The 22,423-nt window shown below is 61.8% G+C and carries 22 protein-coding genes; 9 read left to right on the plus strand and 13 right to left on the minus strand.

Translation table 11 applies throughout. The annotated features are described in order from the left end of the window. The first annotated feature begins 82 nt into the window (after positions 1–82). Entirely contained in the window at positions 83–775 is a 693-nt protein-coding gene (locus HNR38_RS07850) for a hypothetical protein (RefSeq protein WP_183701767.1), read from the plus strand. Here HNR38_RS07850 and HNR38_RS07855 read toward each other — a convergent pair whose 3' ends face one another. The 4 genes from HNR38_RS07855 to HNR38_RS07870 all read right to left on the minus strand — a co-directional run bounded on the left by HNR38_RS07855 (position 776) and on the right by HNR38_RS07870 (position 5,527). Beyond that, on the minus strand, positions 776–1,183 hold the full coding sequence (locus HNR38_RS07855) for an NINE protein (RefSeq protein WP_183701771.1): 408 nt from the start codon (positions 1,181–1,183) through the stop codon (positions 776–778). 87 nt (positions 1,184–1,270) lie between these two features. Next, positions 1,271–2,068, minus strand: a complete 798-nt coding sequence (locus HNR38_RS07860) for a class II glutamine amidotransferase (RefSeq protein WP_183701774.1) — start codon at positions 2,066–2,068, stop codon at positions 1,271–1,273. A gap of 28 nt (positions 2,069–2,096) precedes the next feature. After that, complete coding sequence (gene yfbR, locus HNR38_RS07865) at positions 2,097–2,717, minus strand: 5'-deoxynucleotidase (RefSeq protein WP_183701777.1); 621 nt, start codon at positions 2,715–2,717, stop codon at positions 2,097–2,099. Next, entirely contained in the window at positions 2,717–5,527 is a 2,811-nt protein-coding gene (locus tag HNR38_RS07870) for a DUF748 domain-containing protein (protein ID WP_183701780.1), read from the minus strand. The genes yfbR and HNR38_RS07870 overlap by 1 nt, the downstream gene beginning before the upstream one ends. Positions 5,528–5,678: 151 nt before the next feature. Here HNR38_RS07870 and pdxH point away from each other — a divergent pair, with 151 nt between their 5' ends. From pdxH to HNR38_RS07895, 5 genes are read left to right on the plus strand one after another with little or no spacing between them, the layout of a single operon-like run. Beyond that, positions 5,679–6,314, plus strand: coding sequence for a pyridoxamine 5'-phosphate oxidase (pdxH, locus tag HNR38_RS07875; RefSeq protein ID WP_183701783.1), 636 nt, complete (start codon positions 5,679–5,681; stop codon positions 6,312–6,314). Then, on the plus strand, positions 6,283–7,044 hold the full coding sequence (locus HNR38_RS07880) for a 4'-phosphopantetheinyl transferase family protein (protein WP_183701785.1): 762 nt from the start codon (positions 6,283–6,285) through the stop codon (positions 7,042–7,044). The genes pdxH and HNR38_RS07880 overlap by 32 nt, the downstream gene beginning before the upstream one ends. A 12-nt stretch (positions 7,045–7,056) precedes the next feature. Beyond that, positions 7,057–7,641: a DNA-3-methyladenine glycosylase I gene (locus tag HNR38_RS07885; protein WP_183701788.1), complete on the plus strand. Its 585-nt coding sequence runs from the start codon at positions 7,057–7,059 to the stop codon at positions 7,639–7,641. A gap of 56 nt (positions 7,642–7,697) precedes the next feature. After that, positions 7,698–8,003, plus strand: a complete 306-nt coding sequence (locus tag HNR38_RS07890) for a DUF6482 family protein (protein ID WP_183701791.1) — start codon at positions 7,698–7,700, stop codon at positions 8,001–8,003. Beyond that, the gene (locus tag HNR38_RS07895; protein WP_183701795.1) at positions 8,000–8,458 is read left to right on the plus strand and encodes a DUF3429 family protein; all 459 of its coding nucleotides are present in this window, start codon (positions 8,000–8,002) and stop codon (positions 8,456–8,458) included. The genes HNR38_RS07890 and HNR38_RS07895 overlap by 4 nt, the downstream gene beginning before the upstream one ends. A gap of 123 nt (positions 8,459–8,581) precedes the next feature. On the opposite strand, the gene HNR38_RS07900 is transcribed toward HNR38_RS07895, so the two are convergent. The 7 genes from HNR38_RS07900 to HNR38_RS07930 form a co-directional block, all read right to left on the minus strand. Then, positions 8,582–10,039 (minus strand): aspartate kinase, encoded by a 1,458-nt coding sequence (locus HNR38_RS07900; protein WP_183701798.1) that lies wholly within the window; start codon positions 10,037–10,039, stop codon positions 8,582–8,584. A gap of 51 nt (positions 10,040–10,090) precedes the next feature. Then, complete coding sequence (gene ectB / locus HNR38_RS07905) at positions 10,091–11,359, minus strand: diaminobutyrate--2-oxoglutarate transaminase (protein WP_183701801.1); 1,269 nt, start codon at positions 11,357–11,359, stop codon at positions 10,091–10,093. Between the two features lie 181 nt (positions 11,360–11,540). Beyond that, positions 11,541–12,056, minus strand: coding sequence for a diaminobutyrate acetyltransferase (gene ectA / locus HNR38_RS07910; protein WP_183701804.1), 516 nt, complete (start codon positions 12,054–12,056; stop codon positions 11,541–11,543). A 149-nt stretch (positions 12,057–12,205) separates the two neighbouring features. Then, entirely contained in the window at positions 12,206–13,168 is a 963-nt protein-coding gene (locus tag HNR38_RS07915) for a metallophosphoesterase family protein (protein ID WP_183701807.1), read from the minus strand. Continuing rightward, the gene (locus tag HNR38_RS07920) at positions 13,165–14,598 is read right to left on the minus strand and encodes a sodium:solute symporter family transporter (protein WP_183701810.1); all 1,434 of its coding nucleotides are present in this window, start codon (positions 14,596–14,598) and stop codon (positions 13,165–13,167) included. Before HNR38_RS07920 ends, HNR38_RS07915 begins: the two co-directional genes overlap by 4 nt. A gap of 36 nt (positions 14,599–14,634) precedes the next feature. Next, a complete protein-coding gene (locus HNR38_RS07925) occupies positions 14,635–15,606 on the minus strand; it encodes a radical SAM protein (protein WP_183701813.1) in 972 nt (323 codons plus the stop codon). Between the two features lie 15 nt (positions 15,607–15,621). Further along, positions 15,622–17,823: an FAD-dependent oxidoreductase gene (locus HNR38_RS07930; RefSeq protein WP_183702061.1), complete on the minus strand. Its 2,202-nt coding sequence runs from the start codon at positions 17,821–17,823 to the stop codon at positions 15,622–15,624. A 318-nt stretch (positions 17,824–18,141) separates the two neighbouring features. On the opposite strand from HNR38_RS07930, the gene HNR38_RS07935 reads away from it, so the two are divergent. Then, complete coding sequence (locus tag HNR38_RS07935) at positions 18,142–18,879, plus strand: CheR family methyltransferase (protein WP_183701815.1); 738 nt, start codon at positions 18,142–18,144, stop codon at positions 18,877–18,879. A gap of 23 nt (positions 18,880–18,902) precedes the next feature. Further along, entirely contained in the window at positions 18,903–19,982 is a 1,080-nt protein-coding gene (locus HNR38_RS07940; RefSeq protein WP_183701818.1) for a protein-glutamate methylesterase/protein-glutamine glutaminase, read from the plus strand. A gap of 17 nt (positions 19,983–19,999) precedes the next feature. On the opposite strand, the gene HNR38_RS07945 is transcribed toward HNR38_RS07940, so the two are convergent. Then, positions 20,000–20,851, minus strand: a complete 852-nt coding sequence (locus HNR38_RS07945; protein ID WP_183701821.1) for a UDP-2,3-diacylglucosamine diphosphatase — start codon at positions 20,849–20,851, stop codon at positions 20,000–20,002. 113 nt (positions 20,852–20,964) lie between these two features. After that, complete coding sequence (locus HNR38_RS07950; protein WP_183701824.1) at positions 20,965–21,588, minus strand: YbhB/YbcL family Raf kinase inhibitor-like protein; 624 nt, start codon at positions 21,586–21,588, stop codon at positions 20,965–20,967. Between the two features lie 231 nt (positions 21,589–21,819). On the opposite strand from HNR38_RS07950, the gene HNR38_RS07955 reads away from it, so the two are divergent. Beyond that, entirely contained in the window at positions 21,820–22,422 is a 603-nt protein-coding gene (locus HNR38_RS07955; protein ID WP_183701827.1) for a TetR/AcrR family transcriptional regulator, read from the plus strand. Position 22,423: the final 1 nt, after the last annotated feature.

Consider the following 22,423-nt stretch of genomic DNA (forward strand, 5'->3'; position numbering starts at 1 on the left):
GGCCAGGCGGGCCATAGTAAATTACAAATTCTGAAGGTAGGCTTCTCAGCATGCATTCCGACTCACGATCCACTACCGCCTGATGCCCGAACCAGATCTGAACCGACAACTTGGCGAGCTGATGTGCCGCGCCACCCTGGACGCCCTCTGGCCGACCGAAGCCGGCAGTATGGGTCGACGACCACCCCGCCTGCAGTGTCGGGTGGGCTCCGGGCAGGCCACCTACCACCGCTACAGTCCCGGCCAGCGGCTGCATGTCATTACCTATGGTGTCCGCATGATCGCGGCCAAGCAGAACCCGGAAACCGCCATGGGCTGGCTCTCGACCAGGGAAATTCGCAACCGGGAGTATTTTGATGGCGAGCTCAGCACACTGAACCTGCTGGCCCATACCTGTTGCCACGAATTCGCCCACCTGCTACAGCAACGCGCCGGCAGGCGCACCCATGGTTCCGTCCACAACCGGTATTTCTACGACCTGCTGGACCAGCTTCATGCCGACGGCAGGGCCGGCGCGCTCCGCCGGCACCTGGCTTCCCGGAGTTCCGCCCTGGGCCTGCCGGCTCTGGATACGCCATTCGCCCTGCCTGACAACGCCGAACTGGCCGGTCGCTGGCAGGTAGGCGATGAGGTCACGTTCGGGGAAGGGCCACGGCAGCGTCAGGGCCGTATTCTCCGGGTCAACCGCAAGAGCTGTACGGTGCAGGGCACTGGCCGGTCCGCGGGCAGCCGCTACCGGGTACCACTGCCACTGCTCAGCCCTGCGGCCGCCTGATCAGCGCAGCAGGCGCTGCTGGTTGCGGATGGACACCTGCTCGTTCAGGGTCCAGAAATCGTAGAGCACGCCAATCATGAACAGGCCGCCGGTAAACAGGTAGATCACCCCGGTGATCCATTTGCCCATATACATCCGGTGAACCCCGAAGACACCCAGGAAGGTCAGCAGTAGCCAGGCGATGTTGTAATCGGTTTCCCCCGCCTGGAAACGCAGGTCCGCCTCGCGGTCCATGGCCGGAATCAGGAAGAAATCCACAATCCAGCCAACAAAAAACAGCCCCAGGGTGAAGAACCAGATGGTGCCGGTGACCGGTTTGCCGTAGTAAAACCGGTGTGAGCCCAGAAATCCGAAGATCCAGAGCAGATAGCCAAAAATCTTGCTATGGGTGTTGCTGCGTTCAATCATCTCGTGTTCCGTCCCGCCAGTGTTTGGTGATGCATCTGTCGTGTTAATGGGGACAGCAACACCGGGACCCAACCCTGTGAAGAAACCTTAATCAGCCGTTCTCTGGTCTGGCGCTTCAATCCCCGACATCACCACCTCCCCCCGTTGCCAGAGCCGCCACTCACCCGGTTCATAGATATCCCAGGTCTCGTCGGTGGTGAGCGGTTCGGTGACGATCACACTGACCACGTCGTCCGGGGTGGTCTCGGATTCAAAGTCCACGGTCACGTCCGCATCCCTGAGGCGTGCCGGCCCGAACGGGGCCCGCCGGGTAATGCTGGCCATCTTGGTGGTGCAGTAGGTGAACAGCCAGTCACCGTTGCTCAGCAGCAGGTTGAACACCCCCTGCGCGGCATAGCCCCGGGACAGGCGAACCAGTTGGCTGACCATGGTCTCCATGGCGGCATCCCGGGGGCAGTTTGTCCTCAGGTGGTTGAGTATGTCGCAGAACAGCGCTTCGCTGTCGGTGGTGCCGACGGGCTCATAGAAACCGTCAGACGGCCGGAAATGATTCAACTGGCCGTTATGGGCAAAGACCCAGTAGCGACCCCAGAGTTCGCGCATGAACGGATGGGTATTGGCCAGACAGATATCCCCGACATTGGCCTGACGAATATGGCAGATCGCCACTTCGCTCTTGATCGGGTGGGTCTGCACCACCTCGGCAATCCGTGAGCTGGCACTGGCATCGGCATCATGGAAACAGCGCACGCCCCGGCCTTCGTAAAAGGCCACCCCCCAGCCGTCCTTGTGGGGGCCGGTGTCGCCACCCCGGCGGGTGAGACCGGTGAAACTGAAACACAGGTCCGTAGGCGTGTTGGCGCTCATCGCCAGCAGTTCACACATTCACTTGGGCTCCGCGTTGTTCTCTGAATCAGTCCAGCAGGTTATCCAGTGGCTGCTCGTATCCGGGGGCAAATACCTCCATGAAGTAGCGAACCTCCGACAGGTCCTCGGATTCCAGGCGGCTGCGAATCTGCGCTTCCGCCGGCGCAAACTCCGGATTGCCGGCCCGCAGCTCGGCCCGGCACTTGAGCCAGGCGGACAGGCGGTCGGCCGCCTTGATCAACTCCTGTTCCTCGGGTGCCAGCCGGGACTCCTGGACATAGGGGCTGAAGGAACCCCGCAACTCCTCCGGGAGCAGCGCCAACAGCTCCTCTTCCGCCTTGTGTTCAATGTCGCCGAAGGCTTCACGCATGACTCGGGAATGATACTTGACCGGTGTCGGCATATCCCCGGTAATCACTTCGGTGGCGTCATGGTAGAGCGCAGCGGCGGCGATGCGGTCCGCATTCACACGGCGCTGACCGTCCCGGTTGCGGATCAGCGCCAGGGCATGGGCAATGGTGGCCACCTCCCAGGAATGAGTGGCGACATTCTCCTCAATGGCATTGCGCATCAGGCCCCAGCGCTTGATCCAGCGCAGCCGCGAGATATAGGCAAAAAAGTGACTGGCCAGGCGCTTGCCCGGCCGGTTTTCACCGTCACCGGACATCAGCGTACATCCAGATTGAAGGGCACCACCACCGAGGACTGGCCCGTGGTTCCGGCATCCCGGCTGATATCCAGCAGGAACACCTGATCCGACGGCACACCGTGGGTCTGCTCCAGAATACGCCGGACTTCCAGGGCGCGGCGGTTGGCCAGTTGCCCCAGCGCTTCCGGCGGCAGGTTGCGGTCACCGGCCAGGTAGGCCTGACGGGCCTGCTCCCAGGCGTCACCGGTGGTGGCTTCGCCCTGGGCCTCCATCTGCTCCTTCAGCAGGGCCAGACCATCGGCTTCGGGGGCGAAGGCGCCGCGGATATCGAGCATCAGTTCCGGGCGTTCCTTGAGGGCGTCGGCCAGCACCGAAAGCTTGCTGGCCTCTTCTTCGCTCAGCGCCGTGGTTCCCGGCTGGAATGCCACATAGCCCAGTTCCTCACTGTTAAACCCGGCAAGGTCGGCAATCGAGCCGAGCATGGTGAACGGCGAGGCAGCCGCCTTCGCCAGCAGGTTCACAAAGGCCCGCATGACCACCTGTCCGACACTGAATTCGGGGTTCGCCAGATCCCCCTCGACGGGCAGGTTCACCTCGATCACGCCCTGGCGGTCGGTCAGCAGGGCCAGACCCAGCTTGACCGGGGCACTGACTGCCTGGTCGCTCTGGACCGACTGCCCCAGTTGCATCTGGTCCAGCACCACCAGATTGGAAGCATCCAGCCGGGTGCCGGTGATCTGGTAGTCCAGGTCCAGGCGCATCTTGCCACTGTCCACCGCATACCCCAGATAGCGCCCAAAGTAGGGGGACAACACCGGCAATGACAGGTTTTCCATGGTCAGTTTCAGGTCGCTGGGCTCCTCGGTCCCCAGGGCTCCGAGCGTACCCCGGAACTCCACAGGCGCGACACCGGAGAGTTCGCCTCTCAGGTTGACCCGCCCCTGCTGGGGCGGCACGTTGCTGACGCCGGTCACCGATCCGTTCAGCGCATCGAAGGTGGTACTGAAGGGCGGTTCCAGGGTCCGGTCGGTATACGAGACAGCACCATCCTGGATCTGCAGGTCGCCAATGCGGAAGATAAAGCCGGGCTGTGCCTGAGCGTCGCCGGCTGCGGCCGGTTCTGTTGCTTCTGCCGTTGCAGGCGCCGGGGCTCCGGCAACCCGCTGTACGTTATGCAGGCCACTGGTTGCCCGCACAATGGTGGCGCTCGGGCTGGCAACGGTCACCGTGCCGATCTCCAGCCGCGGCGGATAGACATTGTATTCGACCGGCGTCAGACGCAGGCTCTGCCAGGACATCAGCGGGCCGTCGTCATCCGGCAGGCGCACATCCAGATCGGTGATTTGAGCTGTGCCACTGAAGGTGCCGGTCATGGGATCGTTCTGGTCATCCAGGTCCAGGTTGCCATCGAAGGACAGCTGGCCGTCGCGCACCTCAAGATTGGCGCCCTGCTGGAGATAGGGCTGTGCAACCGACAGCAGGATACCCGACCCGGACAAGGCGCCTTCAAAGGTAAACGGTGCTGGCGTCAGTTGGCCATTGGCCTGCAACCGGCCGCCACTGGCCACATCGGAGGACAACTGGTACAGCACCGGCTCCTGCAAGCGGTCCGAGAGTCCCGTCAGGGTGGCGTTCAGTCCGGTCAGTTCAAACTCCGCCGGCGTGGCCGGTACCTGATCCCGCCAGCGCAGGCCGCTGTCTGTGAATTCCACGGCCTGAACCGACCACCGGAAGGGCGTACCGGCGGGGCTGTCCGGGGCATCGCCAGCCGCTTCGGAAGCCGGCAGGGAAGACACCCAGTCAATGCGCCCTTCGGCATCGCGCCGGGCAGCAACCATCAGCTGGTCCAGGGACACCATGCCCACCGTGGCCACTCGCCCGGCCAGATCAAAGCCAAGGCCTTCCACACGAATCTCACCGGCACTCAGGGCCGGCTCGTCATCGGACTCGCTCAGAGCCAGGACCGGCTCTTTCAGTGACACCCGGCCTTCGGTGGTCACCAGATCGAAACCGCCACTGGCCGAAATCCGGTAGCGGGATTCCACGGTCAGCGAGCCTTCCCGGAGTTGCCACGGCAAGACCGGCTCCAGAAAATGGGACAGGGTCTGGCGGTCGATATCCGCCAGCCTGATGTGCCCCTGGGAATAGAAGGGCGCGATGTTCAACTCCCCTTCCCATTCGACCGTCTGGTCGCCGGAGGTCGCGTTGATGGAATAGTTGCTGGGCCCCTGATCGTCGGCCTGACGCCAGGTGGCCAGATCGTTAAGAGTCAGATCCAGGGGACTGAAATGGAACTCCGCCACCTCGCCCCGGCTGAAATCCCGGAACAGGAGTTCACCATCTTCGATGGCGACACGTTGGAAATACAACTGCGGCGCTGCGGAAGCCTCGTCGGTTGCATCCGGGTCGGGTTCTTCTGCGGGCGGATTGGCCGCCTGCCAGTCCCGGGCGTAATTGACCGAGTAATCCTCCAGCAGGTCGACGCGGATGTGCGGCGCGTTCAGCTGGATATCCTCAAAACCGACCACCCCGGTCAAAAGCTGGAAAAAACTCAGGTTTACCCGCAGGCGGTCAAAGGCCAGTACCGGCTCATCCGCCCCGTCCCGGGCTTCAAAGCCATTGACATCCAACTCCAGTGAAAACGGATTGAAGGCGACCCCGGCAACCCCGGCCTGCCAGCCCATGCGCTGCTCCAGCTGTTCCGGTACCGACTTCTCAAGCCACCAGGGCAGAACCAGAAACCCGGCCAGCGTGTATAACACCAGAAGTACTGCAAACCCGATCGCCAGATTCCGCGCCAGGTGACTCTCCGCCTTTGTCCTGCCCACAGGCCACTCCCGCTTTCAAGATGGATGATCCATCCTGCAAGCATAGCGCCCGGGGGTGCAATTTGTCAGCCGGGCCTGACAGGAACCGGCGAACCCGATATGCTCCGCTGACGTATCATTTCGTGAGTTCCCCCAATCGGAGAGTGGCAGTATGGATATCGGCGAGATGCGTCGGGATTTCGAAAGTGAGGGCCTGGATCGGGACGCCCTCAGTGACGACCCTGTGCAGCAGTTCCAGACCTGGTTTGAACAGGCCCGGGACGGCGGCATTCTGGAGCCCAACGCCATGTCCCTGGCCACCACCGGATCCGATGGGCTACCGGACCTGCGCACGGTGCTGCTGAAATACTTCGATGCCAGTGGCTTCGTGTTCTATACCAACTACGGCAGCCGCAAGGCCCGGGAAATCGAGGAGAACCCCAAGGCCGCCCTGTTATTCCCATGGATTGCCCTGAACCGCCAGGTACGCATCCAGGGCGCCGTGGAAAAGGTCAGCAAATCCGAGTCACTGCGCTATTTCTCTTCCCGCCCGCGGGGCAGCCAGATCGGTGCCTGGGTCTCCGAGCAGAGCCACGTGATCACCTCCCGCGGGCTGCTGGAACAGAAGGTGGCGGAAATGAAACGCAAGTTCAGTAACGGCGAAATTCCCCTGCCCAGCTTCTGGGGTGGCTACCGGGTGGTGCCGGAGCGCATCGAATTCTGGCAGGGCCGGCCCAGCCGCCTGCACGACCGCTTCGAGTACGTAAGGAGCTACGATGGCTGGAGCATCCAGCGACTCCAACCCTGAGTCCATTCCCCGTATCTGGCTCTGCCAACCCGCGAAAAAGGCAGACGAGGCCACGCCTGACTGGCTGACTCCGGATGAGGCACAGCGGCTCGCCGGCCTGAAAGGCCATCGCAGGCAGGAGTTTCTCACCACCCGCTGGCTGATCCGACAGGCTCTGGCCGGCGCCAGTGGCCTTCCGGCCTCTGACTGCTGTCCGGTGCCGGGTCGCCCCACGGCGGCGGCGACGCCTCCCGGCTGGCACCTGTCCATCAGCCACTGCCAGAACCTCGCGGCCTGTGCCACGGGTACCGGTGCGGTGGGTATCGATATCGAACCGGCCCGGCGGCGGGCAGACTGGCAGCGGGTGGCACGCCGCTGGTTTTCAGTTGCCGAACAGGACTGGCTGCTGCGTACAGACGACGCATTCGAGTTCCTGAAAGTCTGGACCCTCAAGGAAGCCTGGCTCAAGGCCACCGGACGGGGCATTGCCGGCAACCTGCAGACACTTCGGGTCAGCGCCGACTTCGAGCTTCTGGGTGACCAGCAACAGGGGGGCTGGCGCGCCGGCAGTTGTCTTGTCGCCGGTTTCATCGTCACACTGGTGTGGCAGGGTCCGGAGGCGGCCGGGGGCCAACCGGCCGCGCCGACGCTGTTAGCACCGCCACCGGACGACTGCCGCCTGGTGGCACCGGAACCGCTTGCGTGCACCGCAGACTGGCTGCTCAATGCTGACATTCATCCCTCTGGCTGATCGGGAGACCTGATGGAGAACAACGTGCAACGCTGCCCCTGGTGCGGCACCGACCCGTTATACGTGGATTATCACGACACCGTCTGGGGGCGCCCGGAATACAACAGCCAGGCGCTGTTCGAGAAGCTCTGTCTGGACGGCCAGCAGGCCGGGCTGAGCTGGCTGACCATTCTGCGCAAACAGGAAAACTACCGGCAGGCTTACGCCGGATTCGACCCGGAGCAGCTGGTCCGGTTTGATGATTCGGATGTGGCCCGGCTGCTGGACAACCCCGGCATCGTCCGGAACCGGCTAAAGGTCCGGTCGGTCCTGAATAATGCCCGGCGTTATCTGCAACTGAAGGAGCAGGGCCAGGCGTTCAGTGATTTCCTATGGCAGTTCGTCGATGGCCAGCCGATACAGAACCGCTGGCGCCTGTTCGAGGAGGTGCCGACCGAAACTGCCGAATCCCGGGCCATGTCCCGGGCGCTTAAAAAAGCCGGTTTCACCTTCGTGGGCCCCACCATTGTCTACGCCTTCATGCAGGCCACCGGCATGGTCAATGATCATCTGATCGACTGTCACGTCCACGAGGAATGTCGACGGCTGGCGGACTGATCCTGTTTCGACCGCGCGGCGTAATACCCTGACACAACCGTTTCAGGAGCCTGCGTGTGCGAATCACTTTCGAAGAACTCAGGGCGCTGCCATCCTCAACCATCAGCCTACTGGAAATCCTGTCCCTGGAAGGCCAGAAATACATGGCCCGGATCCATGGCGACTTCGGTATGAAGGTGCTGTCGGACGGCAGCAACGTTACCCGCCTGTTCGCCAGCGCCTGGCAGATACAGGACCTGCTCGGAGCCTTCGATATCCGGGAAACCCAGGTGGTTCACCCGTCGGCCTACCATGAAATGGTGGGCATGGAACCGGCCCATATTGAACCCATGCGCATCCGCGTACAGAGGCAAAGCTCGTGATTGCCGTCGCTCGTGTCGCCATTCTGGTGGGACTGGCCGGCCTGATTCCGTTCATTGGCGGGGTGCTGGGGCTGTTCCTGCTACCGGATCGAAGCGTGGCGATCCTGGCCTGGTTCTACCTCTACAGCGCCGGCATTCTCGCTTTCATGGCCGGCATTTACTGGCCCATCGCCATGCAACTGGAGGAAAACCGAACCTATCCTCAGTCCCCCCTCGTCACCATGCTGCTCAGTCAGGTCTTTTTTGTGGCGGCCGGTGTCGGGCTGTTACTGGAAACGCCGGAAAAGATCGTGCTGTACACCCTGGCGTTTGCGCTGCTGTATCTGGTGGATGTGCGCTGGATGCGACAGTTCTGGCCGGACTGGTATCTGAAGCTGAGGCTGGGGCTGACGGTCGTGGTGGTGAGTTGCCAGGTCCTGGCCGGCGCCTGGTTCCACCTGGTTCACGTGGGCTGATCTGAGGGACAAAGACCGGCAGCCCCCACCCCGCAGTCATTCGCAGGGCGGGGCTGCCGACCGGGAGGCAAGACAACCTCCCGTATCGGCGGCCGGAGCGACCGGTTCCGGCCGCCGGATACACTAGCTGGCGGTGGTGGATGCCGCCACAATGGCGTACTCGTGATTGTGAGGCTCAATCAGGGCGCCGTGCAGAGCGGCGATCGCCTCATTGTAGTGGTCCTCATCGATCACGAACTGGATATCCACCTGACGCATGCACTGGTGGATCGCCAGCACGCTGATGTCCTTGTCTGCCAGTGACTTGACCGACCGAGCCAGAATGCCCGGTATTTTCATGTCACTGCCGATGGCGGACACCAGCGCCACCTTGCGAGTGCTGATTTCACCATTGGGAAACGCTTCTTCCAGCGCCTTCACCACACGCTTCACATGCTTGAGCGTGGTCTCCACATAGTGGGTGATGGTGTTGGCATTGGAATCCTTGGACATGAAGCGCACCTTGAAGCGGGTGAGCACATCCAGGATCTTCCGGTCAGACCCCGGCTCGCCCTGCATGTCCTGGTCAAACACCTCAATGGCAAACACCCCCTTGGCGCCGGCGATGATCTCCACCTGCGCCTTCTCACTGACGTAATCCCCGGTGATCAGGGTGCCGGTGTGCTCCGGCTCAAAGGTGTTCATCACCCGCAGGGGAATCTCGTTCTGACGCAGCCCCTTGCCGGCCCGTGGGTGGATGGCCTCCATCCCGAGATTGGCCAGTTGATCCGCCACGTCGTAGTTGGTCCGCCCCAGGGGCACCACCTTTTCCTCGCCCACGATGTTGGGGTCGGCGGAACTCAGGTGATATTCCTTATGGATGATGGCTTCCCGGGCATTGGTGATCACCGCAATGCGGCTGAAGGTCATCTCGCTGTAGCCCCGGTCGAAGGTCCGCATCAGCCCTTCCTTGCACTGGGCATAACCGGTCACGATGGGCAGCTCACGGCTCAGGTCGATGGCGTCAAACGCCTGCTGCAGTTTCTCGTCCAGGGGCAGCAGTTCGCTGTCGCGCCAGCCGGTCAGGTCAACAAAGCGGGCATTGATGCCTTCCTGCTGCAGTTTCAGGGCCGTGTTGAAGGCACTGTGAGCCTCCCCGATACCGGCCAGCATTTCCCGGACGGTCAGCAGGTGCTCTTCCAGCTGGAACTGACCGTAGGAACACAGCCGCTGCAAATCGATCAGGCAGCCGCGCACCCCTTCGATGCGGTCAGTGATGAACTGGTCCGCCTGCTGCTTGAGCATCGGATCCTCAAACAGTTCGCCGTTGATATCCGTCAGGAACTGGATCAGCTTGGTGAGGTCATCGCCCCAGGCCCAGTCCGATTCGGCGTCGGCGAACAGAGCGTAAACGCCCGGCTCACCGGTCTTTTTGTGTTCCAGCAGTTCGTTGGTCACACCGCCGTAGGCCGACACCACGAAGATGCGCTGGTAGAGGTCGCTTTTCTTGCGCTTGCCAACAATGATGTTGTCGCGCACCGCCTCGTAATTGCTCATGGAGGTACCGCCGATTTTCTCGACGGTATGTTGTGCCGTTGTCATGTCTCCGCCTTTGCTTTCCTGCGCAATGGATGTCCTGTCAGTATAGGCGTCTTACGACGCTTGGCTCACGCCTTCCTGCATGATTTCGTCCACACTTTCCGCCAGCAGGGCCACCCCTTTCCTGAGGTCTTCCTCGCTGGTGGTCAGCGGCATCAGGCACTTGATCACTTCGTCATTGGGGCCACTGGTCTCGATAATCAGGCCCTTTTCAAAGGCACGGGCAGTGATCGGATCGGTCAGTTCGGCGTGAGTGGCCGAAATGCCCCGCATCATACCGCGGCCTTTCAGGCGGAACTCGCCCGGGTACTTGTCACAGATGGACTGCAGGGCGTCGCCCAGCACTTTGGACTTGGCTTTCACCTCATTGGCGAAGGCGTCGTCTTTCCAGTAATTCTCAATGGCGGCACGGGCGGTGACAAATGCCATGTTGTTACCACGGAACGTCCCGTTGTGCTCACCAGAGGCCCAGACGTCCAGTTCCGGCTTGAACAGCACCAGCGCCATGGGCAGGCCGTAGCCGCTCAGTGACTTGGACACGGTGACGATGTCCGGCTGGATGCCGGCAAACTCAAAGCTGAAGAACTCACCGGTACGGCCATTACCGGCCTGGATGTCATCCACAATCAGCAGGATGTCGTGTTTCTTGCACAGCTCGGACAGGCCTTTGAGCCACTCGGCACGGGCCGCATTCAGACCGCCTTCGCCCTGAACCGCCTCGACGATCACAGCGGCCGGCAGTTCAACACCGGAGGAGCTGTCAGACAGCACCTTGTCCATGATGGCCAGGGTGTCCACGTCCTCGCCCAGGTAACCGTCGTAGAACAGGAAGTCCACGCCGTTCAGGGGCAGGCCGACGCCACCACGGTGGTGTTCGTTACCGGTGGCGGCAACCGCACCGGTGGTGACACCGTGGAAACCGTTGCTGAAGGAGATGATGTTGGTGCGCCCTTTCACCTTGCGCGCCAGTTTCATGGCCGCTTCCACACAGTTGGTACCGGTCGGACCGGTGAACTGCATCTTGTAGTCCAGGCCACGGGGATCAAGGATGTGCTTCTTGTAGGACTCCATGAAGTCCTGCTTGGCGGTGGTAAACAGGTCCAGGCCCTGGCTCACACCGTCCGATTCGATGTACTCAAGCAGTGCTTTTTTCAGGATGTCGTTATTGTGGCCGTAGTTCAGGGAACCGGCACCGGCCAGAAAGTCCAGGTATTCCTTGCCGTCTTCGGTGTACAGGTGCGCGTTCTTGGCGCGGTTAAAAATCACCGGAAAGGCACGGGAATAAACGCGTACTTCGGATTCGGTGGACTTGAAAATTTCCATGGTCTTGCCTCTTAGCATGTCAGGTTCGAGGTAGATGCGCGGGGACCTGCCGGTAGAGCTTACGGTCGCAACAGGCCCGCCGTGCGTTGGTTTAAGCCTTGATGGCAGGCCCTCCTCGGGTGGCCTGCCGGCTACGCCAAATCACAGTCGGTCACGATATCGGATCGTAAAACCCGGGCTCTCAGACAGGCTTCGTGAAGGGCCCGATACGCAGCAGGAACTCGGAATCGTGCCTGCCGCCGAAATGGGTCTCTTTCTCGAAGTGCTCGTGGTAGGTGAGCTCGGCTCCCATATCACGGGCGAATGAGCGGAACAGCGCCCATGAGGCCTCGTTGTCTTCGGTGATGGTGGTTTCCAGATGGGTCACGTCCTTGCACGCGTCCCGGGAAACAATCGCCTTCAGCATCCGCTTGGCGAGGCCCTGTCCACGACCTCTCTCGTGAACCGCCACTTGCCAGACAAACACGGTCTCGGGCTGTTGGGGAGGGATGTATCCGGAGATAAAGCCGACCAGATCGCCTTCCTTCTCCGCGGCCACGCCGGTTTCGGCAAAGTGGCTGCACTGCAACAGGTTGCAGTAAATGGAATTGGGGTCCAGCGGTGGGCACTCGGCCACAAGCTGGTGGAGCCTGAAGCCATCATCCTTCGTTGGTGTGCGCAGGGTGATGGCGGTGGTATTCGAACCTTCTGATGTCATGATGTGATCAATTCGCTTCCGAAAGATGGGGACAAATTATATAGACCACGAAATATATTTCAAGTTGACGCTTTGGGAAGCCTCCCGTAAGCATCTGGCCCATACTTTAAGAATAGCGTCTATTCGAGCATTGGCCAGTGACAGACCCGTTACAAACCCGACCCGATCAGCAGATCGTCAGGCACCAGAGACGTACCCCGGACAATCCGCTCCCGGTAGGACAGCGCCGCCGGCGAACCCGACGGCCAGACGCGGTCAAAACAGGCCAGCCAGGCGCTGACATCGTAATCGACCGGCACCAGCGAAACGGACAGCCCTGAGCCGCCTGAGGCCGCAACTGGCGCTGCTCCCGGCTCCGACAGGGCGATCCGGGTGATCAGCCCACCTGGTTTACCCGACAGATTCCCCATACCGGCGGACCCGTTATTGACCACCACCCGGGGGTGGCCATCAACGTGACCACGCCAGAGCGCCGGCTGGCAGGTATGCGTGCAGGCGATGACATCGGCACCGGTCGCCTGCAACCAGCCCGCAACCCGATTGCTCCCAGCACTATCCTGTTCGGACAGCAACGACTCGCGCGACAGGCCCCAGCCGGCCAGGGATTCCGGATCACCGTGCAACACAAGAATATTTAGGCCTCCAAATATCAGGCTCCGATAACGGGGCAACCCCGCCAGCGCGGCACGGACATCCGGATGGTTTCCGGCCACCTGCTGCAACCGTTCCATGATCCGGTTGGAACGCTCAACCACCTGCTGATCCACCGACTCCGGATAGGCACAGCCGCAACCGGCCCCGTCACTGGGCGAGCCCAGTTCATACTCAACGTTGCCCAGACTGGCGGTATGGGCCATTACCCGGTGGTTGATATCGCGGAACAGATCGTCGCTGGCGTTGAACCAGTTGAAGTCGCCGTTAAAAACCAGCTTCACCCGGCGTCCGTCGCGGCGCTCCGCCGCCGCCATACGCTCAATTTCATCCAGGGCAAACGGATTACCGTAGAGACCGCCAATGATGTAGAGCACGTCCTCCCCGACCTCGACGGGGCTACTGCTCAGGTCCTGCGGCCGGTAACGGTAGGCCAGCGGACAACTGCGACCTTCGCTCATGCCGAGGTCTCCGGCTGCGACGCCGCCAAAGGCTCACCCCCGGCCAGCGAACGACCCGCCAGCCGGCGCACCAGCAACGGCAGGAAGAACCCCGCGGTACAGATCAGGATGCCCCAGGCATTCACGCCCAGCAGCAGGGCGTATTTACCCTCGCCGATCGCCCAGGTGGCGGGCAGGGCGCCCAGGGCCTGGGCCACACCCAGGCCCAGGCCGGTCCAGAAACTCAGGTGGAAACTCCAGGGCGACCAGCGGGTAAAGCGGTAAAACAGAAACACCGGCGCCAGCCCCATGACCATGGTGCCGGAGATGGTCGTGGCCTTGAGGATATCGGTGCCGGCAAACATGGGCAGGTTGCCCAGAAAGGCGAAAACCACCATCACCACGGCACCGACTTTCATGCTCGGCAGGCGGTCGCCCAGTCGCCCCGCCAGTCTTGGCAGGTCCACCGCCAGGGATTTGGCCAGGGAGGTGAAGGTGGAATCCAGGGTCGAGCCGGCGGAGGTCATCATCACCACGCTCATGAAAAACAGCGCGGTCAGGCCCAGCGACTGGCCGACCGCCGCCGGTGCATTGCCCATCACCTCAATGCCATTGAGCCGGGCATGGACGCCCACCAGGCTGAAAATGAACACCGCCACGAAACCCAGCAGGCCGGCAACCACGAAACTGCGGAGCATGGTCTTCTCGCGGTTCACAAACCCGCGATCGGTCAGTACCGGATCGTGGAACGGGTAACTGAACAGCTGCAGCAATGCCACCAGCAGCAGGTCCGCCCCGGCGTCGAGGCGGAAGTCGCCGTCCGAGAGCAGGGTCCCGGTGTCGTTGGCGGGCAACACCAGGAACAGAACCGCGCCGACAAAAAACACGAAGACAAAGGCCTGGATAACGTCCGTAAAAATGGAAGACCTGAGCCCACCCTTGAGGCTGTACGCCAGGGTGAACACGGTGAACAACATCGCCGCCGCGTAGTATTCGGTCTCGCCCGGCAGGCCGAAATAACCGCCGACCACCGCCGTATTGCTCCACACCTCGTTATACAGCCGTATCAGGATGGCCGCGGCAAAGGCCAGGCTGGCCAGGCGCCCGAAGCGGGAGGTCAGAAATTCCTGGAGACTGCCGGCACCGGTCTGGGTCCGGATCAGGTAGATGATGTAACCGGCCACCGGGATCGACAGCCAGTAACTGGCATAGGCCAGACCGCCCACCACGCCGTAGGCTTCGCCCAGGTTGGCCGCATTGGTCACCGATTTGGCGAAGATCCAGCTGATGAAGATGCTGGCCGTCAGCGACCACTGCCCGACCGGATTACCCTGGTCGTCGGCCCCCCGGTAAAACGAATCCGCGTTCCGGCTTCTGGGGGAAAGCGCGTACATCACCGCGCCGTACATCAGCAGGAAGGCCCAAAAGACCGAAGCTTCAAACACTGTCATGAAATGGTTCCTGAAATCCTGTCGGGGTGGCGCTCATCAGGCCGGTGCCGAACAACTGGCGCCGAACCGGTAGCAGGAAAAGCACCGGTGATGGCGCAGCATGATGCGTTCGTCCATGCTTTCGGCCAATGTGCCGCCAAGGTCGTACTGGGGGTCATCGTCCACCAGGGTACAGGCGTAGACCCGGACCTGATCGTTTTTCTTCACCAGCATGCGCGTGTAGGTGCACATGAAGTAACTGCGGGACTCCCGGGTGGGGTACTTGTCCATACAGGCCTCGGTGATTTCCGGGCTGCCATCCTCGGAGCCGGGCGTGCCCAGATCCGGAAAGGCCGTGAACGCCAGGTTCTCCGGAATCGTCCGGGCCCGGAAAATAGCCCGGAAAGCCGCCTCCACCTCGGCCGGGTCTTCGCCCGGATCGGTCTGGCGGGCAATGGAGACTTTGAAACCCTGCTCAAGCAGCCACTGGATGCCTTCCAGCGCCTGCTCGAAACTGCCTTCCCCGCGGTCCTTGTCGTGCCTGGCACGGTCCGGAAAATCCAGGCTGACCCGGAAGTGAACGGGGTAGGGGTTGTCCAGCAGCGGCGTCACCTGATGCCGGCGTTTGAGCAGGGGCTCGGTGGCATTGGTGAGCACGAAACACGGGCGGTGCTGGCTGGCGTAGTCCAGGATGTTGACGAAATCCCGGATTACAAACGGCTCGCCGCCGGTGAAGGAGAACTGCTCCACCCCCATGTCCAGGGCTTCGTGAATAAAGGGGCGGACGTCGCTGAGTTTCATGCCGGGAATCCGGCCATCACCGGGGTGAGACCCTTCCAGGCAGAAAGGGCAGGCCAGGTTGCAGGCGGTGCCTGTGTGGATCCAGAGTTCCTTCAGGCGGTCGGCGTCAATATAGCCACGGGGATCGCCATCGCGGGTGTGGGTCCAGCTGTCCCGGGCCCGGGGTTCAAGCAGGTCAACCGCGGGAATCCGCGCCCGGCGCTCTGTTCTCGTCTCGGTCAGGGGCATGATGGCTCCTTGTCGTTATGCATCGCTATCCTGTCTGTCCTTACGCGGGCGCAGGGCGTTCCGATCTGCGCCCCGGCGCCAGGCATGAAGTTTCTCAAGCAAGCGCAACACCGTGCCCGGCGCGTGGGCTTTTTTCCACTCGCCGGCCGCGAATTTGGCGGACTCGTTCCAGGTGGGGTAGGGATGAATGGTCCCCAGGATCTTGTTCAGACCCAGCCCATGTTTCATGGCCAGGGTAAACTCCGCCAGGATTTCGCCGGCATGAGCGCCGACCACCACCGCGCCCAGTATCCGGTCCTTGCCCGGCGGCGTCAGCACCTTGATAAAGCCCCGGTCCTCGCTCTCGGCGATGGCCCGGTCCAGATCGTTCAGGTCGTAACGGGTGACTTCACAGGCAATACCCCGGTCCTGGGCTTCGGCTTCGCTTAACCCCACCCGGGCCACTTCCGGGGAAGTAAAGGTGACCCAGGGCATCACCCGATAATCCACCCGGAAGCGCCGGAACTGACCAAACAGCCCGTTCACGGCCGCGTACCAGGCCTGATGGGCGGCCGCATGGGTAAACTGGTAGGGCCCGGCCACATCGCCACAGGCGAAGAGGTTCGGGTAACGCAGGCTCATGTCATCCTCCACCGGGACCGCACCGCTGGGCAGGGTTTCCACGCCAATACGCTCAAGCCCCAGACCCTCGGTATTGGCGGCGCGCCCGGTGGCCACCAGCACCTGATCAAAGGCAATCCGCACCGACTCGCCGGCGTGTTCGCAACAGGCCACCTTTTCGCCCTCTTCCATCCGGAAAGCCACCACCGAATGATTCAGCCGGACATCCAGACCGTCGGCCTGAAACTGGCTGAGCACCATGGACGAAACATCGGCATCCTCCCGTGACAGCAGCCGGTCTCCCCGTTCCAGCTGGGTGACCTGACTGCCCAGGCGGGCAAACGCCTGGGCCAGTTCACAACCGATGGGCCCGCCGCCCAGCACCAGCAGGCGCTCCGGTCTTTCTTCAATCTGCCAGAGGTTCTCCGAGGTCAGTGGGTTCATGTCCACCAGCCCGGGGACAGGCGGCAGCGCAGGCTTGCCTCCGGTCGCCACCACAATGCTGCGGGCCGTCAGGCGCTCGGTATGGCCATCGTTATGCCGGACTTCCAATTCCCAGGGCGAGACGAAACTGGCCTGCCCGAACAGACAATCCACCCCCAGCGCCCGGTATCGGTCCGGGGAGTCGTGGGGCTCGACCCGGGCGATCACCTCCCTGACACGGTCCATGATCCGTTTGAAGGATCCGGTCACCGGCACGGAATCCAGCCCGTAGCGATCCGCATGCCTGAGGGTATCGGCAACCCGGGCGCTGCGGATCAGGGCCTTGGAAGGGACACAGCCGGTATTCAGGCAGTCTCCGCCCATCCGGTCTTTTTCAATCAGGGCTACCCTGGCCTTCACCGCCGCCGCAATGTAGGCGGACACCAGCCCGGCCGAGCCACCGCCGATCACCAGCAGGTTGTAATCGAAAGACGCCGGCTTCTGCCAGCCGGCATAGACCCGTCGGCGGCGAAGAAAAGCCACAACAAACTTGGCCATGAGCGGGAAAAGCCCCAGCAGGGCAAAGGAAAACAGCAGTTCGGCGGACATGATATCGCCCACCGATTCAATCTGGCCGAGCTGGGTGCCCGCATTCACGTAGATAAACGTCCCCGGCAGCATGGCCGCCCAGCTCACCCAGACGTAGGTCCACAGGCGCATACTGGTGAGGCCCATGGCCAGATTGATCAGGAAGAAGGGAAAAACCGGCACCAGCCGCAGGGTGGCCAGATAGAAAGGGCCATCTTTTTTTACCCCCTCATCAATGCGTCTTACGGTATTGGAGTTCCGGCGCCGCAATGTGTCCTGCAAGAGGAACCGGGCAACCGCAAAGGCGATGGAGGCTCCAATCGTGGAGGCCACCGATACGGCCAGCAGCCCAACGGCATTACCGAAAAAGGCCCCGCCGGCCAGGGTCAGGACCGACGCTCCCGGCAACGACAACGCGGTCACAGCAACATAGATCAGGGCATAGACGGAAGCTGCCAGCAACAGATGGCCGGAGATCCACTGATCCAGTGACGCCTGGTGACGCTGAAGGTTTTCCAGGGTCAGCAACCCCGGCCCGCCCAGCAGTACGAACGCTGCCACTACAATCAGGATCACTGCCAGCAGAATCAGCTTCGGTTTCGCCATCATTTATCGGTTCCGTTTCAGGGAATGTCGTTATCCAGACACTGGAAGCGTCCAACCATGACAGGCTACCGTGCAATACTCACGAATTAATAACGGAACCCTATCAAGTTGGTCACTCATAGCGACCTACAGCATCGGATTCATAGAACCGATGGTCCGTGCATCGGCGAATCCGACGAAAGGAGCGGGGCCACCCGGCTCATTCCCTCCTTCATGACAGAGCAACCCATAAACCCTAACTCAAAGGCATCACCTGTCCATATGATCTACACTTATTTCAATAAAAGCGAAAAATCCAAATTCAGCCCTTGAGACCCCATGCATTTATTCCTGAAACGCTTTGGCGCCACTGGCTTCGCCCTTGCCTATATCAGTGTTGCCGCGTTGTTCAGCTTCGGCCTGGACTGGGTGGCACTGGACGCACATCCGGCCGACAACCCCACAGTCCTCCACTTTCTGGACCAACTGGTGCTGGTTTCGATAACCGCCGTTGCCCTCTATTTTCTGCTCAGTGCCGTACTCCGGAAACACCGGGGCGAAAAGAAACGTCACGCCCGGACTCTTAAAGCCTATGGCGAGCTGTTCAGGGCCCACCCGCACCCCATGTGCCTGGTGGACCCGGCCAACCGGCGCCAGGACTGGGAAGTACTGGGTACGGATGTGTCCCATTCGGTGGTAAATCAGGCCAGCCGGGGACTGTTCAGTGCCCGGGCACTCGATTCCATCCCCCGGGAGTATCTGAAACGCTACTGGCTCCGGGGTATTGGCAGGAGTGAGGGCATGATCCTGGCCAAACCGAAATTACGGGACCGGGTCCACTTCCGGGTGGCCAACCTCAATGACCGCCTGCCCGGTAGCCTGGGTCAGTTCGATGTGGCCTTCCTGCGCAATGTCCTGATCTATTTCTCAACTGACAGCAAACGCCGGCTGATCCTCCATGTGCTGGAGCGGATCAAACCCGGAGGCCTGCTCATGGTGGGCCATTCAGAGAGTCTGTTCGGGCAGGACCTGCCCCTGACACAACTGGCTCCGGCGGTGTACCGGAAAACCCACTAGGCACTTTGTAAGGTTGGCGTTGTATGAGTGACACATCCGCCCCCCGCGTTTTCATCATTGATGACTCGGCCCTGGTACGGCAGGTGCTCTCCGAGGCTCTGCGCTCCGAGAACATCAACGTCATCGGCACGGCTGCGGACCCGATTTTCGCCAAGGCGAAGATGGACAAGGACTGGCCCGACGTCATCCTGCTGGACATGGAAATGCCCCGCATGGACGGGCTGACCTTTCTCAAACAGCTGATGCACGAGCGGCCCACACCGGTCATTGTCTGCTCGACGCTGACCGATCAGGGCGCCCAGTTGACCGTGGATGCCATGGCAGCCGGTGCCGTGTCGGTCTTCACCAAGAGCGCCCATGGCGTCAGGGAAGGGCTGAACGACCTGAAAGGGCGACTGGTCCGTGCCGTTCGGGAAGCGAGCAGTGCCCGACCGGCCCGCAAGGCCCAGCGGGTGGCCCAGCCACCACCGGCGGTCACCCGGGCCGTCTCGTACCGGACCACTGACCGGGTAGTGGCCATCGGCACCTCCACCGGTGGCACCCAGGCGCTTGAAGCCGTGCTCTCCGCCCTGCCGCCCGATGCGCCAGGCATTGTTGCCGTACAGCACATGCCGGAAAAGTTCACCGCCGCCTTTGCCAAGCGCCTGGATTCAGTCTGTCGTATTGATGTGCGCGAAGCCCGGGATGGCGACCGGGTCCACACCGGCCTGGCCCTGATTGCTCCGGGCGGCAAGCACATGGAACTGGTGCGCAGCGGTGCCCAGTACCGGGTGCGCATCTTCGACGGCCCCCATGTTACCCGTCACAAACCGTCGGTGGATGTGCTGTTCCGCAGCGTCGCACAGACCGGCGGGCAGAACGCCACCGGCATCATCATGACCGGCATGGGCGACGACGGCGCCCGGGGCCTGAAGCTTATGAAAGAGAAGGGGGCCCGGACCGTGGCCCAGGATGAAGCCTCATGCGTGGTTTTCGGCATGCCCAAGGAAGCCATCAAACTGCAGGCGGTGGATTACATCATCGCCCTGGGGCAGATTCCGGAGATGATCATGGGGCATGCGCCCCAGGCCCAGGATGCCCACCGGCACGCCCACAGCCATTAAGCCGGCGGGGCTTGGCCTCAGCCTGCCGGCTCGTTGAACTGTTCGAGGAAAGACGCCGGCAGGGCGTCCACAGCCGGCCGGGCATCACCAGCCAGCTCAGGGCTGGGCGCTTCGGGCTCCCGGCTCAGGGTGACCGGCGATTCGGACCAGTGCAGCAGCTCCAGCCGGCCATCGGCCTGCTCCACCAGCGCCGTGCAGTGTTCCACCCAGTCGCCGTCGTTGCAGTAAAGGCCATCTTCGCTGCGCAGAAAGCCGGCGGAGTGGATATGGCCGCAGATGAAACCGTCGTACTGGCCTTTCTCCGCAGCGGTCAGCGCCGCCAGCTCGAAACGCCGGATAAAGGTCCGGGCCTTGCCGATCCGGCTCTTGGTCCATGCCGCCAGCGACCAGTACGACTTGCCCTGAAGCCGGCGCAGGGCGTTCAGCCAGCGGTTCAGTCGCAGCAGCAGGCCATGGGCCCGATCCCCCACCAGCAACATCAGGGGACTGCAGCGCACCACCTGGTCAAACTGGTCGCCATGACACACCAGGAACCGGCGGCCGTCAGCGGTGGTGTGGATGGCCTTGTACTGCAATTCAATACCGGAGAATGTCTGGTCACAGAAACGGCGAAAGAATTCGTCATGGTTGCCGGGAATGTACACCACCCGTGTGCCGGAGGCGGCCAGCTCAATCAGCCGGTGAATCACCTGGCGATGGCTTTCCGGGAAATGGGCCCGGCGCTGCATCGCCATCAGGTCCACGATGTCGCCGACCAGATAGAGGGTGTCGCACCGGACATTGTGCAGGAAATCCAGCAGGTACTCCGCCTGGCAGTCAGCGGTTCCCAGATGGACATCGGAGATGAATACGCTGCGGTACTGTCGCATGAGGCCTCCCGTGCTTCCGGGCCCTGGTTTCAGGACCCTGGAGCCACCTTGGCAAGGGCCGGTGACAGCCGGGTGACAACGATGCGACAGTTTGATGAACCGGCAGGCGCCGGTTAGCGCAGGTCCGGGTTCAGGGTGTAGGTGCCGGTCACCCTTGCGCTGGCCAGAACATGCCCTGCCATGGCTTCGCGTACGGCCGGGCCGTCAAACTCACCGTCCAGGTTCAGGGTCTCAACATCGAGGGCATGAACCTCGTAGTGGTAATGGTGGATGATGCTATCGTTCCAGGGCGGGCAGGGGCCGTCATAGCCGCCGTAGGTGCCAGCCATGTCCGGATTGCCGGCCAGGAACTGGGTATAGTTGTTGACCCCGCGGATGCCAATCGGGCCGGGGCCCGGGTTCTTGCCCTTGGGAATAACACCGTCGCTGTCTTCCCCTTCCGGAATCCGGTGGGTGGTGGCCGGAATGTCCACCAGCAGCCAGTGGAAGAAGTCCACCCGTTCCAGATCCGCCGGCACCGTCTTGCCTTCCTGATTGACGTCATCCGCGACGCTGGGCACGTCCGGGTCAAATACGATCACCACAAAACTCTTCGTCCCCGCCGGCGCATCGTCCCAGACCATTTCCGGGTTACGGTTGGGGCCAAAACTCATGTGGTCCTCTTCGCTGAATACGCCAAAGGCGTATTTCTCCGGAACGGGTTTGCCTTCCTCGATTCCTCGAACCTCTAGTTTCACGGTTACTCTCCTTCAGACATTGTCAGGAATTCGATCTTTACGGTGCTGACAAGAACTTCGATTCAGTCACCAGAACACAACTGCCATCAGATTAGCAAAGGATACAGGGCACCACACCTACTGCAGGGCAACATGATCCGGATCACTTCCGGGGGTGGCCGCCGCCTGTTATTGATCAATCGCTCAAGTTAAAATTGAGCAAACCTTCAATATTCAGCCATTGGAGTGGACATGGCCAGACACCCGCAATACGACCGCACTGCAGCGCTGGAAAAGGCGGTAAGCCTGTTCTGGGAGAAGGGTTACCATGGCAGTTCCATGAAACAGATCGAACAGGCCCTGGATATGCGCCCCGGCAGCATCTATGCCGCCTTCGGCAGCAAGGACGGCCTGTTTTCAGAAGCCCTGGCCCTGTACGCTGAGACGGGTAGCGCGGACCTGAACGACCACATGCAGCAGTACGACGGTATCGTCGATGGCTTTCAGGCCTATCTGATCAAGGCAGCCGAGAGCTGCCAGAACGACACCTGCCCCTCCCGGGCCTGCATGGTGGTCAAGACGCTGCTGGAAACCCGCCATACCCACGACAGCCTGGCCATTCAGGCCCGGGAAGCCCTGGGCTCTCTGGAAGCGACCCTGATTGGGCTGCTGGAGCAGGCCAGAAGCACCGGCGAACTGGCGCCGGACGTCGACTGCGAGCGGCTGGGCCGGCTGTTCCAGGCCCAGATGATGGCGCTGCGTGACATGGCCGAGAAAGGCACCAAAGGCGAGCAACTCCGGGCGCTGGCCGAGGACATGGCCGGCATTCTTGATCATTATCGGGCAAGGCACTGAC

Source organism: Marinobacter oulmenensis, assembly GCF_014201735.1.
Taxonomy (GTDB): domain Bacteria; phylum Pseudomonadota; class Gammaproteobacteria; order Pseudomonadales; family Oleiphilaceae; genus Marinobacter; species Marinobacter oulmenensis.